Origin of the sequence: Pedobacter sp. MC2016-24, from assembly GCF_015223055.1 — a bacterium.
In the GTDB taxonomy this organism is placed as follows: Bacteria; Bacteroidota; Bacteroidia; order Sphingobacteriales; family Sphingobacteriaceae; genus Pedobacter.
The window spans coordinates 263,476-279,593 of sequence record NZ_JADFBX010000007.1 but is presented as its reverse complement, the minus strand read 5'-3'; the positions used below and the strand labels follow the sequence as shown (position 1 = coordinate 279,593).

Sequence of the window (16,118 nt, the reverse complement as noted above, 5' to 3'; positions counted from 1 at the left end):
TACTTATGAACATGCGTTTAAAAAACAAAGTAGCAATTGTAACCGGTGGTTCCAGAGATATAGGCAGAGCAGTTTCTTTACAACTGGCCGCGCAAGGTGCCAAAATTGTGATCAATTACCTGAGTAATGTAGACAATGCCAATGAAACCCTCAACCAGATTAAAGCACAAGGTGGCGAAGCCATTATTGTGAAGGGAGATGTGACCAAATCTGCAGATGTTGCCCAATTGGTTGAAGAGAGCCGTAAAGCTTTTGGTGATCAGATCGATATCCTGGTTAACGTAGCTGGTGGTATGGTAGCCAGAAAACCAACTTTGGAATTGGACGAAGATTTTTGGGATACGGTGATGAACCTCAATTTAAAGAGTGTGTACCTGGCCAGCAAGGCAGTAATTCCGTACATGACTTCCGGAGGATCGATCATCAACCTGTCTTCCTTAGCCGGACGTGATGGCGGTGGCCCTGGAGCAAGTGCATACGCAGCAGCAAAGGGTGGTGTGATGACCTACACACGTTCCCTGGCTAAAGAGCTGGGGCCAAAAAATATCCGTGTCAATGCTGTATTGCCGGGAATGATTGCTACCACCTTTCACGACACTTTCAGTAAACCCGAGGTACGTGTAAATGTAGCCAATGCAACCTTATTGAAGCGTGAAGGTCAGGCTTCGGAAGTCGCAGACCTGATTGTTTACCTGGCTTCTGACGAATCCAGTTACATCACGGGGACAAACATAGACATCAATGGTGGCTTAAACTTCTCCTAACAAAAAATACAACCTGCAGGGATTCCAGGTATTCCCTGCAGGTTACAATACCTGCTTTGCTCTGGAAAGAAAAAGCGCAACGCCCAAGTTTTAATGAAAGCTGAAGCGATAATCACCAACAAAAACCAAATATAAATCGTACAAATATGAATTCGAAAGTTTACTTACGGAGTGTACTCCTCATTGTATTTTCCTGTTTTCTGATTTTTAAACCAGCGTTTTCTCAAACTAAAGTAATGATTCAGGGTATTGTAAAAGATGAACAGGGCGGCGTATTGCCCGGAGCTTCAATTACCGTTCAGGATACCAAACTTGGAACCGTTACCGATGAAAAAGGAAGCTTTTCCATCAATGCAGAAACTGGGAAAACCCTGGTCATCAATTATGTTGGCTATCAACAAAAAACGTACCTGATCAATAAAGCGGAAACCATCAACATTACGCTTGCCGCCTTAGAAAACACCATGAATACGGTGGTGGTTATCGGTTACGGTACCCAGAAGAAATCTTCAGTAACCGGTGCAGTGGCTAAGCTGACCAATGACAACCTCAACCAAATTCCGGTATCCAGAGCAGATCAGGCCCTGGCAGGTAAACTGGCCGGCGTGCAAATTCAAACTACAGATGCAACCGCAGGTGCAGCGCCTGTCATCAAAATACGTGGCGCAGCATCCATTACCGCCGGTACCAATCCATTGATTGTAATTGATGGCTATCCGGTACCTACCGACTTGTCGGCTGTGGACATGAACAATGTCGAAAGCATTGAAGTGCTAAAAGATGCCGCCTCGGCTGCTATATATGGTTCAAGAGGTGCCAACGGGGTTATCCTCATCACCTCCAAATCCGGTAAAAACGGCAAAACCGTAGTCGGAGTAAATACCTCTGCCGGTTTTAAAGATGTTTACCGCAGATTGGACTTCCCTACCCTTTCACAATGGTCTGATCATGTTAAATCTGTCAACAACGGTGTATTGTCCCCAGAAATCCTGGCCGCACAGCAATTTGATGTACCTACCGATCCTCAGGACATTGTATTCAGACGCGGCAATTTTTCAAATGCACAGGTGAATGTAAGTGGCGGCAGCAATACCATAAAATATTACGTATCCGGAGAAGCTTTGTTTGATAAGGGCGTAATTGTAACCAATGATTACAAGCGTTATGGCGGTCAGGCCAATCTGGACATTACTCCAAACAAAAAATGGAAGATTGGCATTAGCCTTACTCCATCCTATACCAAGCAAAATGCACCAGTTTATAAAATCCATGATCTACTAAGGGGATTTGCAACCTGGCTTCCATTGTATGCCACGCAAAGTATTTCAGATGCCACCGGGCTTCCAGTTGGAAACATTGTGCACCAAAGGGCCTTTGATCCGGCAACAAATACCAGGTACAAAGGAATCAACTTGTCTGCAACAGCCAACAACAATGGCTACACCAATTTGTACGGGATCGACAATGCCACCTTTATTTCAAAAACACTGGCTAATGCCAATGTCCAATACAATTTCTCCGATTACCTCTCTCTAAAAGTTTCTGGCGGTGCTTTCATCAGCAATTCCAGAAACGAGTTTTTCCAAAAATCATGGGCAACCCGGGATCCTTTCCTTCAAGGTGCTGCAGTAGCCCAGGCCTCAACCAAAGCTACGCTGGCCAATACAGAAACGATCGACCTTTTAAATGAGAACATTTTAAATTACACCAGATCGTTCAACAAACATGACCTGAGTGTCATTGCAGGATTTACAGCGCAAAGCACCAAGATCAGCAGCAGCAATTCTGCAGCAACCAATTTTGCGACGGACAATATCCCAACTTTAAATGCTGGAACGCTAAGTGCTTTAAGTTCAACTCAGGAAAGAAGTGCGTTAGCCTCAGTACTGTTCCGTGCAAATTATGCCTATGACAACAGGTATCTGATCTCTGTGGGATCCCGATGGGATGGCAGTTCCAGATTTGGTGCCGATAACCGCTGGGGTTATTTCCCTTCGGCTTCCATCGGCTGGAGGCTAAGTAATGAAGCTTTCTATCCACAGGAAGCCATTGTTAACGATTTAAAAATCAGGGCCAGTTACGGTGCTACCGGTAACAACAACATCGGCAACTACCGTGCATTTGCCAATGTTAGTCCCGTAGGTGCGATATTGGGCGACGGCACCAGCCTGGGCTTCAACTCCAGTTTTTATGACAACCCGGATCTGGGCTGGGAACGCAGTTTCAGTTTCAATGGTGGTATTGACATGGCCTTCTTTAAAAATAGGTTTACGCTAACCGTTGATGCCTACCGTTCTACCACCAAAGACCTGCTGTTTTTTCTGCCAATTAACACCATTACAGGGAGTAATGGGGTATGGACCAACATTGGCGAAGTACAGAACCAGGGTTTAGAATTTGAATTGAGTGCTAAAATTATTGATAAGGAAGATCTGAAATGGAGTTTAAGTGCCAACGGTGCAACCAATAAAAACACGGTCAAAGCACTGGGCAACAGCAGCTCGATCATCAGTATCGGCGATCCTAAAAGATTAAACTATTTCCTGGCCAAAGTAGGCCAGCCACTGGTGCAGTTTTATGGGTATGAATACGACAGTGACATCCAGGTTGGTGGCAACTTCTGGCCTACAAACGTACATTCCGACAGGATTATTGCCAGGGACATCAACAACGATGGCGTTGTCAATGAGCAGGACCGTGTGGTACTTGGACAGCCTACACCTAAATTTACCTGGGGATTAACCAGTAACCTCAAATACAAAGATTTTGACCTGAGTTTTGTCATACAAGGCTCGCAGGGAGCCAGTGTATTCAATGCCGATCCGAATTATTACGAAACACAGTTCTCCGCAACGGGAACCTCGGCTTATTTAAGCTTACCGACAGACCTGCAGGCCAAAACAAAATATAAAACAGAGAGCCGTTATTCGATAGAAGATGCCTCATTCATTGCTTTACGTAATTTAAATGTGGGCTATACGCTAAATGCGAAATGGTTAAAAGCCATTAATGCGAGTAATCTTCGCTTATATGTCTCTACAGCGAACCTGTGGTACAAATTCGCCAAAGGCTATTCCAGTTACAATCCTGAGGGTGTAAATGAGTATACAGACGATCCATTGAAAAACGGGTATCAACGCGGTTCAGCTCCAGTGACAAGAAACATCACTTTCGGTATAAATGCTAATTTTTAATTTAAAACTTAACCCATGAAACATACAATATTGATCGCAGCAATAATGATCTTAAGTTTTACCGGATGCAAAAAGTTTCTGGACGAAAAACCGATTTCAAACCTGATTGAAGAAACCTATTACCGCAATACCGATGAGGTGGAGACTGGTGTGATTGCCTGTTATGACGGCTTGCAAAAAGTATATGATATTGAATTTAAACTGACAGAAATCCGGGCAGACAATACTTCCGGTGTTTCGCTTGAAGGTGATTGGGGCGCCATTAAGTTTTTCAGAGATGCACCATCCAACTTCTTCCTGCTTGATTTCTGGCAACGCAGCTACAATACGATAGCCCGTTGTAACCTGGTGCTCAAATACCTGGATAATGTGACTGACCCTGTAAAAAAGAAATACTTTGAAGGTGAGGCTAAATTTATCCGCTCCCTCATGTATTTCAACCTGGTTCGCTTATATGGTGATGTACCTTTGCTTACTGCTTCCATCAAATACAACGATTTTGAGAAGTTTAAACGCATCAGCAAAGCGCAGATCTATACACAGCTCAAAACTGATCTGCTGACTTCAGTTGACGCTTGTCCGCCTTCCTGGCCAACAGCACAACTGGCCAGGGCAACCAGAGGCGCATCACAAGCTTTACTTGCCAAAGTATACCTGACCTTAAAGGATTATCCGAGTGCAAAATTGCAACTGGATCCCTTGGTTGGTACCAATTTCAAAGGCAGTACTTACCAGCTAAACCCTTCCTATGCTGCCATCTTCAGCACGGCTTCAGAAATGAGTAAGGAAATCATTTTCGCTGTCCGCTATAAAGCCAGTGCAAATGGCGAAGGAAATTCATTTTCATATGAATACAGCAATAATGGTGATGCCAGAAATGTGAAAGCCTCTGCGCCTTACCAGGCATTATTTGAAGCTACTGACCTGAGAAAAGCCAGTACTTTTAACAGTGCCAATGGCTTATGTACCAAATTTCTGGATGCAACAGCACCACAACGGGATGCCGGTAATGATTTCCCTGTGATTCGCTTTGCAGATGTATTGCTCATGTCGGCCGAAGTGGCCAACGAGCTTTCAGCAACGCCCGGAAACGATGTATTGACGCCGTTAAATGAAGTGCGCAGCCGGGCAGTAGCATCCATCTACAATGCAACAAACTTAAATACCAAGGAAGCCGCCAGAGCTGCCATACTTAAAGAAAGAAAACTGGAGTTTGGTTTTGAAAATCAACGTTGGTATGACCTGGTACGCTTAGAAGAAAGCAATACCATTTCGATTCTGAATGCGTATTTGGTTGCGACAGGAAACTCCAATATTACAGTGCCTGCATTCCGTTTAATTTACCCGATTCCACAAACTGAAATTGACTTAAGTAAAGGAAACTTAAGCCAGAATACCGGCTATAATTAATTAACGTTCAGGGCTTAGCCAAGCCCTTTAAAATGAAATAAACATGAATAGAAAAGTTTACATCAAGTGCTTTTTACTGGTTATGGCAAGCTGTTTTTGCTGTATCAGTTCAGCATTTTCGCAGAACAGGGTAAAAATTCAGGGCCTGGTAAAAACCGCTGATGGCGCCCCCCTACCCGGAGCTTCAGTTAAAGTGAAAGATTCAAAGCAAGCTACCGTAACCGATAACAAAGGAGCTTTTAGCATTACGGTGGACAATGGAAAGCTGTTACTCATCAATTACCTGGGCTATCAGCCGCAGGCCTATGCAGCAAAAAAGAGTGAAAGCGTGACCATTACTTTAGTTGAGCTGCAAAATAACATGGAAACCCTGGTTGTCATCGGTTACGGAACACAGAAAAAGTCGTCGGTTACGGGAGCGGTAAGCAAGCTAAAAAATGACAACCTGGATGAGATTCCGACAACGAGACTGGACAATGCCCTGATCGGAAAGATTGCCGGGGTAACCATCCAGAATGTAAGCTCAGAATCTGGTGCAGAGCCAATCGTACGTGTCAGGGGCTTCAGCTCCATCAGTGCCAATTCACAGCCCCTGGTAGTGGTAGATGGTTATCCGGTACCGGATGGTTTGTCTTTCGTCAATCCACAAGATGTGGAATCCATTGAAGTACTTAAAGATGCGGCTTCCAGTGCCATTTACGGATCGAGGGCAGCCAACGGTGTCATTCTGATTACCACAAAAAGCGGTGTTTCAGATAAGCCGAGGTATAGCTTCAAAAGCTATTATGGTTTTAAAAAACCATATGCACTTAATGAAATCATGAGCATTACCGACTATACCAAAATGCTATTTGATGAAGCCGCACTGCGTGAAAACGACCCCACTGTTCCGACTGCGCAAAAGAACCTGATTACACCAGCAGAAAGAGCGGCTTATGTAATTGAAAATCAAATCAGCGGCAGGCCGACAGACTGGCAACAGGAAGCCCTGCAAGATGCTTCCATACAAAACATTCAGGTGGGAATTTCAGGTGGTAAAAAAGAACTGAAATACTACATCTCAGCCAGCGGACAAAAAGATCAGGCGGTATTGAAGTTCAGCAACAACAGCCGTATCAATATGAAAACCAAACTGGACGGTACATTGGGTAAAGCAGTAACATTTAGTGTAAACTTTAATCCTTCTTACATTAAAACACAGCGACCAGCGGTTAATTTTACCGATTACTTCCGTTTTGGATCTTTTCTTCCCGTGCGACACAATGAATTCACTGCAGCATATGTTCACCAAAACGCACAATGGGCAGACATTTTACCAGGAGATTATGTACAAGCCAGGCATTTTAACGGTCTGCAATATTCGGGTACCATGCCCGATGGCACACTCTGGACCAGTAGCGGTGTGGTTGAACCTTTTGCTACCAGCAACAATACGCCGGTTTCCATTGCCGGAAGAGAAAACCGGGACCAGGAAACCTACAGAATGCTGGGTGGAGGTGACTTGAGCGTTAAAATATTACCCAATCTGATTTTTAAAACTTCTATAGGTGGTTATTATACCCAACAGGAGAACAATACTTTTACCCAGACCAGTGCACGTAAAGACGGTGATGTGAATGAAGCTACAATTTATACCCGCCAATACCTGGATCTGCTTTTTGAAAATACCTTAAACTACAGTCTGAAAAAAGGCAACCACAGCTTTACCGGATTATTGGGTTATACCACCCAGCAAACTAAAATTAAAGAGTCGACTATCGTAGGGCGGAATTTCCCGACAGAGAATTTCGAGACCTTAAACCAGGCCGGACAAATTGACCAGGCCTTAACCAATACCTTAAAAGACCGGGTTGGCCTGATCTCTTATCTGGGTCGTGTCACGTACGATTACAAAGACAAATACCTGTTATCGGCCAGTTTCCGTACCGATGGCAGTTCTTACTTTTACAAAGGGCAAAAATATGGCTCTTTCCCAGCCATTTCAGCAGGATGGGGAATTGCCAATGAGCCCTTTATGAAAAAGGTGGATTGGATCAGCAACATGAAACTTCGCGCCAGCTACGGTGCTACCGGCAATAACAAAATCCAGAGTTTCGCTTTCACCAACTTACTTTATCCTGGTAATTATTCCTTCGGTAACGGTACCGGATCGGTAAACCTGGGCCTTTCGCCAAATGGTGATGTATTGGCTAACCGCAACATCACCTGGGAAAGAACCTTTGAATACAATACCGGTTTGGATGTGAGTTTTTTAAAGAACCGTTTTTCTTTAACCCTGGAATACTACAGCTCCTTAACCGACCGATTGCTTTACAAACAAGCAACCCAATCGTTTAGCGGTTCTTTTGAATACATCAACAATGCTGGGAAAATCAAAAATCATGGTTTTGAAGTAGAGCTCTCCTCCAACAACTTCAAAACACCTGCTTTTCAGTGGACGACTACTTTGAACCTATCTGCCAACAGGAATAAACTGGTAGAGCTGGGTGGTGAGCCCTACCAGTACAATTATGGCGAGCGCAATGAGATTTATGCTGCAATTCTTGGTCAGCCTGCCATCCAGTTTTTCGGATACAAAACAGATGGCATCTGGACCTCACAGGCCCAGATTGACGAAGCTAAAGCAGCCGGACAAACGTCTACCCTATCCAAATATTTCCAGGCTGGCGGTTTAAAGTTTGTGGATGTAAATGGCGACAATAAAATTGACATCAACGACCGCACTACCCTGGGCAGTCCGTTTCCAGACTTTACCTGGGGCATCACCAATACCTTTAAATACAAAGGTTTTGACCTGAGCATTTTGCTGCAGGGCGTGCAGGGTGGCAAACTGATCAATGGCGACGCCAATTATAATGAATCCAGAAGATACAATGTGAAGTTCAACGAAAACCGATGGATCAGTGCAGCCAATCCGGGCGATGGTAAAACCCCGTATTATACCAATGGTGAAAATTGGTTGCTAACAGACTACGTATTGGAAGATGCGTCTTATGCTTCAATCAGAAACGTCATCCTTGGTTATGCCATACCGCAGAAGTTCAGCAAAAAACTTGGTCTTAGTGGAATCAGAATCTATAGTTCGGTAGATAACCTGCTGTACCTGATGGGCAGTTCTTATCGTGGCATTAATCCAGAAGCAAGGGCTACGTCTTCACAGTATGCATCACCGTTGATTGATGGTTATCAACGTGGGGCCTTCCCAATAGCCAGGACCTATACTTTCGGACTAGATGTTAATTTCTGATCATGAGCACCTTTAAAAAATCGAAAATGAAAAGTTTAAAATATATCACACTGGGGTTTTTATTGGTAGGAACACTCCATGCCTGCAACAAAATCATTGACATTGATCCAATCTCTAATGTTGGCGTAGACAACTTTTACAAAAACTACGAAGAGACAAAGACCGCATTGACGGGAAGTTATTACGGACTTCAAAAGCCTTTGGAATATGAGTGGATGCTGACTGAACTGCGCAGTGACAATTCCAAGCAGGGTGTTGCCAACAGTACCGCATCAATCAATGTGGAATTCAATGAGCTGGATATGTTTACGCTGAACTCGGCCCATGATAAAGTGTATCAATATTGGTTGAGTACCTATAAAAATATCCGCTCCATTAACTATGTATTGCAAAGCCTGGGCGTAAAATATACAGGCAATAAAATTGAAATCGGTGATGGAACGGCGAAAATGACTGCAGGTCAGAAAAATCAATTGGCTGGAGAAGCGCTTTTCCTGCGTGCCTACCATTATTTCAATATGGTACGCTTGTACGGGGGCGTTTTCCTCATTACAGAACCAGTTGACCCCCAGGAGTCCCGGAGTATCCAACGTGCTTCATTAAGTGACTGTTATACCTTGATCAAAGCAGATTTACTTGCGGCTAAAGACCTCTTGTCGCCCACAACCTATCAAAACACTGCCAATGGCGATGTTGGGCGTGCGACCACCTGGGCAGCTAAAGCATTACTGGCTAAGGTATACCTTACCTTACAGGATAAGGGAAATGCAATACCACTATTGGATGATGTCATCAGCAACAGTGGTTATGGCCTCCTTCCGGCATATGCCGATGTGTTCTCCATCAACAATGAAATGAACCGGGAGATACTTTTTGCGGTACGCTTTAAAGCCGGAGGTTTCGGTCTGGGTAATTCCATGGCCAATAACTTTGCACCAACCTCAAGCGGTAGTGCAGTCATCAATGGTGACGGTACAGGCTATAATTTTCCGACAAACGAGTTGGATGGAACTTTTAAAACACCTGCCACAGGTGCAACAGATCAGCGTAAAAATGTAACCATGGCCAAATATGGTTCAAAACTATATGTCAAAAAGTTCCTTTCCCCGGTATTGGTGAAATTTGATGCAGAGAACGACTTCCCGGTGATCCGCTTTTCTGATGTCCTGTTGATGAAGGCCGAGGCTACCGGTTACAACGGAGCCAGTGGGACTTCGGTAGGACTGATCAACCAGGTCAGAGAACGGGCTGGCGCGGTGAATTACGCATCTGGTGATTTTAACGCTGGTTTTTATAAATACCCTGGTGATGCCGCTGCAAGCGGGGCAATTACGGATGACACTAAGTTTTTGAATGCCTTACTCAATGAACGACGGGTTGAACTGGCTTTTGAAAACCAACGTTATTTCGATCTGATCCGTACAGGACAAGCCATCACCGTAATTAAAAATCATTTTGCCGCTGAGTTTGATTCCCATTATAAGGCCTACAGACCCGCAGTAACCCTGGCTGAACTGCAATCCAACGTGGTTGCCGATAAGTTGCTGCTGCCTGTTCCGCAACGGGAGATTGACACCAACAACCAAATAAAAATCACACAAAATCCAGGCTATTAATCAGAGGGATATGACTATAAAAAACACCTTAAAACTGTCTGTATGCCTCTTGGGTATATTGATTTGCAGTGCCTGTAAAAAGGATAAAACTGCCGCTTCAGTTCCGGACACCCTGAACACAAAAGATTTTGTTTTCAATACCGCAAACAAGCAAATTACACCGGATGCCGAAATTGGTGCGGAACTCAACTCCCCTGCCGGGATCCAGTTAATTTATGCCTACCTGGTTCGGAACAACACCACAGATTCACTCATTTACATTGGTACCCCAACTGTGGAACAGCAACATGCCTACGCATTTAAAATTCCTGCAGCCAACTATGCACAGGCAAAAATGCAGGCTGTAAAAGGAATCCGCATTATGGTGAAACACCTGGACAATACCTCTTATGAAGGATTTATCAAAGTTACCGCCTTTACACCACCCCTACCTAAGCTGGAAAATGTGCCGGCTAGTTTATTGCCGGATCTGAATGATAAAATCACCATTACCGGTAAAGCGGGTTCCGAAAATGGCTTAAAGGAAATCAACATTTACGATGACTACCAGGGTACTTTTGCATTGGTCAATAAAATTGCAATCAGTGGCAGTCCAAAAACTCAGGACATCAGTTATGTGTATACCTATCGTAAAAATGCGGCCAATCTCAAAATTGTGATTGTCGATAACTTCGATTTGACGGCCGAGGCTGCAATTAAAATCCCACTAAAGGCCTTCAACTTTTACCAGGACATCACCATGATGGCCAATGGTACCGCAGCGGCACCTTCTACCAACAGCTTCTTTGTTGGCGAAACCGGCACTACGCTGGGCACCTGTAATGTGAGCGGACAGGAAGCTAAGGTCGACTTTTTAGGCTACTGCACCAGCACCAGCATTTATACCATTTATACGCCAACCAATACCAGCACCATTGCCAAGAACTATAAATGCGGAACCCTGATCTGGGAGCCAAATACTGCTGACCTGAAAGCAACCAGGTTCAGGGTATTGATTCCAGGAACAGCGGATGCTGACCGCATTTACGCGGCTTACACAGCCAATACCATCACAGAACTCAGCGATGAATTCTTCGGAAATATTGCTGTTCCGGGTAGCAGTACTGCCAAATTTGATCCGATTGTAGCCAATCAGGCTGCTGCCGTATTTAACCTGACCCAGGCCTACCTCATCTGGATCAGGGTACCAAAGGCAGATGGCACCTTTACCAATCAGCTGATGCGAGCAAAAGAGGTTAACATTGCTTCTACCGCAGCGCTTTCCACGATGAAATTTGACATTATGGTTTCTAAAAAATAACGATGAGGATATTCGCAATATGTACCCTGCTTGGCCTGAGCTTAAATGTTCAGGCTAAGTCTATCCTGGTTGAAACGCCCCAGGAATTGAAAAATGCAGTTTCCAAAGCCATTCCAGGCGATACGATTTATCTGAAAGATAAAGAATGGAAAAATGCCGTCATTCAGCTCACAGGACGGGGTACCGCAGCAAAGCCGATTGTGGTGCTGCCGCAACATCCTGGTGGCGTAACCTTCAGCGGCAACTCCTATGTCCAGCTGGGCGCTGAATATTTAATTTTCAGCGGCTTTCATTTCAAAAACGGTTATACCCCGAAAAGAGAAGTCATTTCTTTCAGGATCAATAACGATCAGCTGGCCAATCACTGCAGGGTAAGCAATATTGTGATTGAAGATTATAGTCAGCCACAACGTTTCAAATCAGATACCTGGATTACACTTTACGGGAAAAACAACCGTATTGACCATTCCACATTCGTCAATAAATTGAATGCCGGTCCGGTCATCATAGCAGAACTGGACGACGAACGCAGTCAGCGCAATCAACATAGTATAGACAGCAATTATTTCAAGGGCAGGCAAAGATTTGGCAGCAATGGCGGAGAAACCATCCGCATCGGTGTTTCCAGGTACTCCCTTACCGCATCGCAAACCCAGATCTGTTACAACTTTTTTGAACGCTGCAATGGAGAGGTTGAGATTGTATCCATCAAATCTGGAGAAAACAAGGTCAGCTTCAACACTTTCCTGGAGTGTGAGGGTGGATTGGTTTTGCGGCATGGATCCGGAAATATGGTATCCGGCAACTTTTTTATTGGCAACAACAAACCTTTTACCGGGGGTGTGAGGGTCATTAATCCAAAACAAACTGTAGTTAACAATGTATTTTATGAACTTCAGGGGACAAACTTTCGTGCGCCGTTGGCGGTATTAAATGGAGTTCCCAATTCGCTCATCAACCGCTACTACCAGGTAAAAGATGCCCTGATTGAGAAAAATACTTTTATCAATTGTTCCAGCATTCTTTTTGGTGCAGGCAAAGACGCAGAGCGTACACTCGGACCTGAAAATGTATCGTTTAAAAACAACCTGATCTTAAGTAAAAACGCTACATTTTACACCGATGCCAATCAGGACAAAGGCATTATTTTGTCTGACAACGGACTGGAGGCTGGTTATCCGGGCCAGGCCGGGCCAGGCTTTAAAAAAGTAGCCCTCAAAACGGTGAACCTAAAAGGTTTCGATCTTCCGTACCATGCTTTTTATGGCGCAGACATCAGGAAATTGCCTTTGATCCAGCAGCAATTTACCGGTGCTACATGGTATCATCCTAAAACCATACCTCCTGTACGTAAATCGAAAAGCTTTAGGGTGAGTGCCGAAGAAAGCAGTTCACTAGCAAAAATTATTCATTCGGCTATACCTGGTGACACCATTGTACTGTCAAGCGAAGGGCGCTATAAAATGAGCGAAGAACTGGTGATCGACAAACCACTCACGATCATGGCAGACACCAGGTTAAAAAGCAGACCGATATTCGTCAATGGCTATTTTAAATCCTTCGATGCCTTCATCAGCATAGCCAATGGCGGTGACCTGGTTGTCAAAAACATTTCCTTCCAGGGAACGTATGAAAGTTTTTCAGCAGTAGATGCAGGTATCCGCTCTACAGATCTGCCAATGAACAGGCCCTATAAACTGACAATAGACCATTGCGAGTTTTACGATTTTAACGAAAGTACCAATGCGGGTTTTAAAGCTTCAAAAAGCACACTGGCCGATAGCCTTATCGTGCAAAACTCCATTTTCCACCACATGTCGGGCTCCGGCATTGACCTTTCTGCAGAGAAAGAGGACAAAGGAATTTACAATGCTGAAAACACCCTCATTAAAAATTGCGTGTTTACGAATTTACTGGGCAGTGCCATTAACATTTACCGTGGTGGAAACGATGAAAGCACTTTAGGGCCCTTTGTAACGATAGACCACTGTACGTTTAACGAAGTGGAGAACCGGGAACAAGGCACTGTAATCCGCCTGATTGGGGCACAGCAGGCTTCGGTTACCAATAGTAATTTTTCTTTCAGTGGTCAGGGCGGACGCTCTATACAGTTCCAGGAATATCGTTGGGATCAGCTGCTGGTTGACTACTGCAATTTTTATGAATCCGGTAAAGTAGAGTCCTTTTACAACAAAGCTACCGGCGGCCACGTTTACCATCAGAAACCCGGTTACGCTGATCCTAAAAACTTAAACTTTTTCTGGAAAGCAGCACCATTGGCCAATGACCAGCAACCCCTGGGCATCTTACCAAACTGATGCCCCTGATCCGGCAATGAATTAAGGCAGGTAATCCAGAATTTTCTCCATCAATTCCGTTTCGGAAAAAGGCTTGATGATGTAATCATTTAAACCGGAGGACAAATAAATCGCATGTGATTCCGCAGAAATCTGACCAGTAATGGCGATAATTGGCACATGCGATTTTGCGCGATCGTCAATCGCCCTGATCTTTTGAGTCAATTCTAAACCATCCATTTTAGGCATTTGGATATCTGTCAGGATCATATCATACTGTCGCCCTTCTATGCAGCTTAAAGCATCAAATCCATCCACAGCAGTATCAAAACTAATTCCCTGTTTTTTGAAGATCATTTTGATCACCAGCAGGTTCATTTCTGAATCATCTACAACCAGTAAATGAATATTTTTGAACCTGTCGCTGCTAATTACAGGAGCCTGTTGTGTTTCCATACCTGCTTTCTGATCTGCAGCAATGACATAAGGCAATTCCAAATGGAAGGTCGTCCCCTTGCCTACTGAACTTTCTACAGAAATCTTGCCTTTATGCAGGTCTACCAATTTTTTGCTGATTGATAAGCCAAGTCCCGATCCCTTTTGCCAATCTACCCGCTTGGTATTGATCACCTGCGAAAATTCGTTAAACACGACGCTCAGGTTGTCTGCCGATATGCCAATACCAGTGTCAATAACGCTAATCAGCAAGGTGACGTGTTCCGCATCCACTTCTTTCAGCCCCACTTTAATGGTTACTTTGCCTTTATCAGTGAACTTAATGGCATTTGCAGTCAGGTTCATCACAATCTGTTTCAACCGGTACGGATCACCATACAAAATCAGATCCTTTGCTTTGGTTTGGTCCAACTCCAGCAACAGGTTCTTCTGGTCGGCAAGTACTTTTGTCGTATCTACAATTTCTGATAAAATTCGTTTATAACTGAAAGGCGTCTTGGCTAAAGACAGTTTTCCGGTTTCCAGTCGCGAGAAATCCAGTACTTCGTTTACAGCAGACAACAACATGGAAGATGAGGTATCTAAAAGCTTGGACATCGCTTTTTGATCTTCATTTAAAGGTGTCGATTTGAGTTGTTCCGAAACGCCGATGATGGCGTTTAGCGGAGTTCGCATTTCGTGACTGATGTTGGTAAAGAAGCGGGATTTACTAACCACCTGTTCAGCGGCCAGCCTATTGGCTTTAAGTGTCCTGTCGTATGCGCGATAAAGCTTATAAAGCAACAACAAAATCACAACATAAGATAAAATATTCAATGCAAAGTTCATTTTATCTGAAAGATCGATAGCCGCCAAGGAGTTTTTAGCCTGGTCTTTTAATGCAACCGCCCTCCGTGCCTTTCCAGTTGCTTCGTTATCCTTAAACTCGTTAAACAAGCGTTTGATATTGGCAAAGATCCGTTCATTCAGTTTTAAAATCCGTTGTTCCTGATCAGTGAGTTTTACATAATTGTCCCGTTGCTTTTCCAGTAAGCTTTTATAATATTTGCTGATTCGTTCCAGCTGCTTCTTATTGTAGGCCTCAATTCCATTGTCAATATTTACATAGGAAGTTTCTGTTTTCTTCAGTGTCGCAGCACTGTCTTTTTGATCCGATTTGTTTAGAATTGCACTTTTTAAGCGTTGAAAAAATTTCTTCTTTTTCGCTTCCGGTTCCTTCTTTTTTTCTTCAACAACTACTGTTTTTCTATATTTTGGTATGGGATAAGGCTTTACGGTCAGTAGTCTTTCGTTGATGTCCCCGGTATTGATTTGCAAACTGATATTGGCTATCGAGTCAACCAGTTTTTTGATTTCACCATATAAAACCATCTGGTGACGCTTGCTTTTCAGGTCATCGACTATGGCACCGGAAATCTGTTCCTGATCCTGTTGCGCAATACGCTCCAGCATACCAGATATAAATTTAATTTCTGAAGTATACCTGACAAAGTATTCAGGTTTCCACAAAGCGGTATACATCCTGAAATTATTCTCGGCAGTTTGTAAACTTAAAGTAATGGTATCCAACCTGGAAACGTTGATATTATTGGTTTCCAATTCAGCTAATGTAGCGAGGAGCGTCTTTTGTTCAGATCTTTGAATGACAGAGTTTCTAAACAATAAGACAATAAACAAAATGATTAGCCCAAAGATCAGTAGAAAAGAACGTTGCTTATTTTTCATTATTTATTTGAAATAGTTCATGGAATGACCATAACACCTCAAAGTTAAGCATTAAAAATTAACAAAATCCCTTGCCGCCAGGGGAATTCTAATGACGACAAGGGATTGG

8 protein-coding genes are annotated in these 16,118 nt (G+C 43.7%); 7 read left to right on the top strand and 1 reads right to left on the bottom strand.

The features are described 5' to 3' along the window. Window positions 1–11: 11 nt before the first annotated feature. The 7 genes from IM797_RS17795 (at window position 12) to IM797_RS17765 (ending at window position 13,849) form a co-directional block, all read left to right on the top strand. On the top strand, window positions 12–764 hold the full coding sequence (locus IM797_RS17795; RefSeq protein ID WP_194128503.1) for an SDR family NAD(P)-dependent oxidoreductase: 753 nt from the start codon (window positions 12–14) through the stop codon (window positions 762–764). A 146-nt stretch (window positions 765–910) separates the two neighbouring features. Then, window positions 911–3,958: a TonB-dependent receptor gene (locus IM797_RS17790; protein WP_194128502.1), complete on the top strand. Its 3,048-nt coding sequence runs from the start codon at window positions 911–913 to the stop codon at window positions 3,956–3,958. Between the two features lie 15 nt (window positions 3,959–3,973). After that, window positions 3,974–5,368 carry a RagB/SusD family nutrient uptake outer membrane protein gene (locus IM797_RS17785; protein ID WP_194128501.1) on the top strand — a complete coding sequence of 465 codons (1,395 nt, stop codon included), beginning with the start codon at window positions 3,974–3,976 and terminating at the stop codon, window positions 5,366–5,368. A gap of 43 nt (window positions 5,369–5,411) precedes the next feature. Then, window positions 5,412–8,615, top strand: a complete 3,204-nt coding sequence (locus IM797_RS17780) for a TonB-dependent receptor (protein ID WP_194128500.1) — start codon at window positions 5,412–5,414, stop codon at window positions 8,613–8,615. A gap of 26 nt (window positions 8,616–8,641) precedes the next feature. After that, the gene (locus IM797_RS17775; RefSeq protein WP_194128499.1) at window positions 8,642–10,231 is read left to right on the top strand and encodes a RagB/SusD family nutrient uptake outer membrane protein; all 1,590 of its coding nucleotides are present in this window, start codon (window positions 8,642–8,644) and stop codon (window positions 10,229–10,231) included. 10 nt (window positions 10,232–10,241) lie between these two features. Then, the gene (locus IM797_RS17770; RefSeq protein WP_194128498.1) at window positions 10,242–11,531 is read left to right on the top strand and encodes a hypothetical protein; all 1,290 of its coding nucleotides are present in this window, start codon (window positions 10,242–10,244) and stop codon (window positions 11,529–11,531) included. A 2-nt stretch (window positions 11,532–11,533) separates the two neighbouring features. Beyond that, window positions 11,534–13,849: a chondroitinase-B domain-containing protein gene (locus IM797_RS17765; RefSeq protein WP_194128497.1), complete on the top strand. Its 2,316-nt coding sequence runs from the start codon at window positions 11,534–11,536 to the stop codon at window positions 13,847–13,849. Window positions 13,850–13,870: 21 nt separating this feature from the next. Here IM797_RS17765 and IM797_RS17760 read toward each other — a convergent pair whose 3' ends face one another. Next, window positions 13,871–16,009 (bottom strand): ATP-binding protein, encoded by a 2,139-nt coding sequence (locus IM797_RS17760; protein ID WP_194128496.1) that lies wholly within the window; start codon window positions 16,007–16,009, stop codon window positions 13,871–13,873. Window positions 16,010–16,118 lie beyond the last annotated feature (109 nt).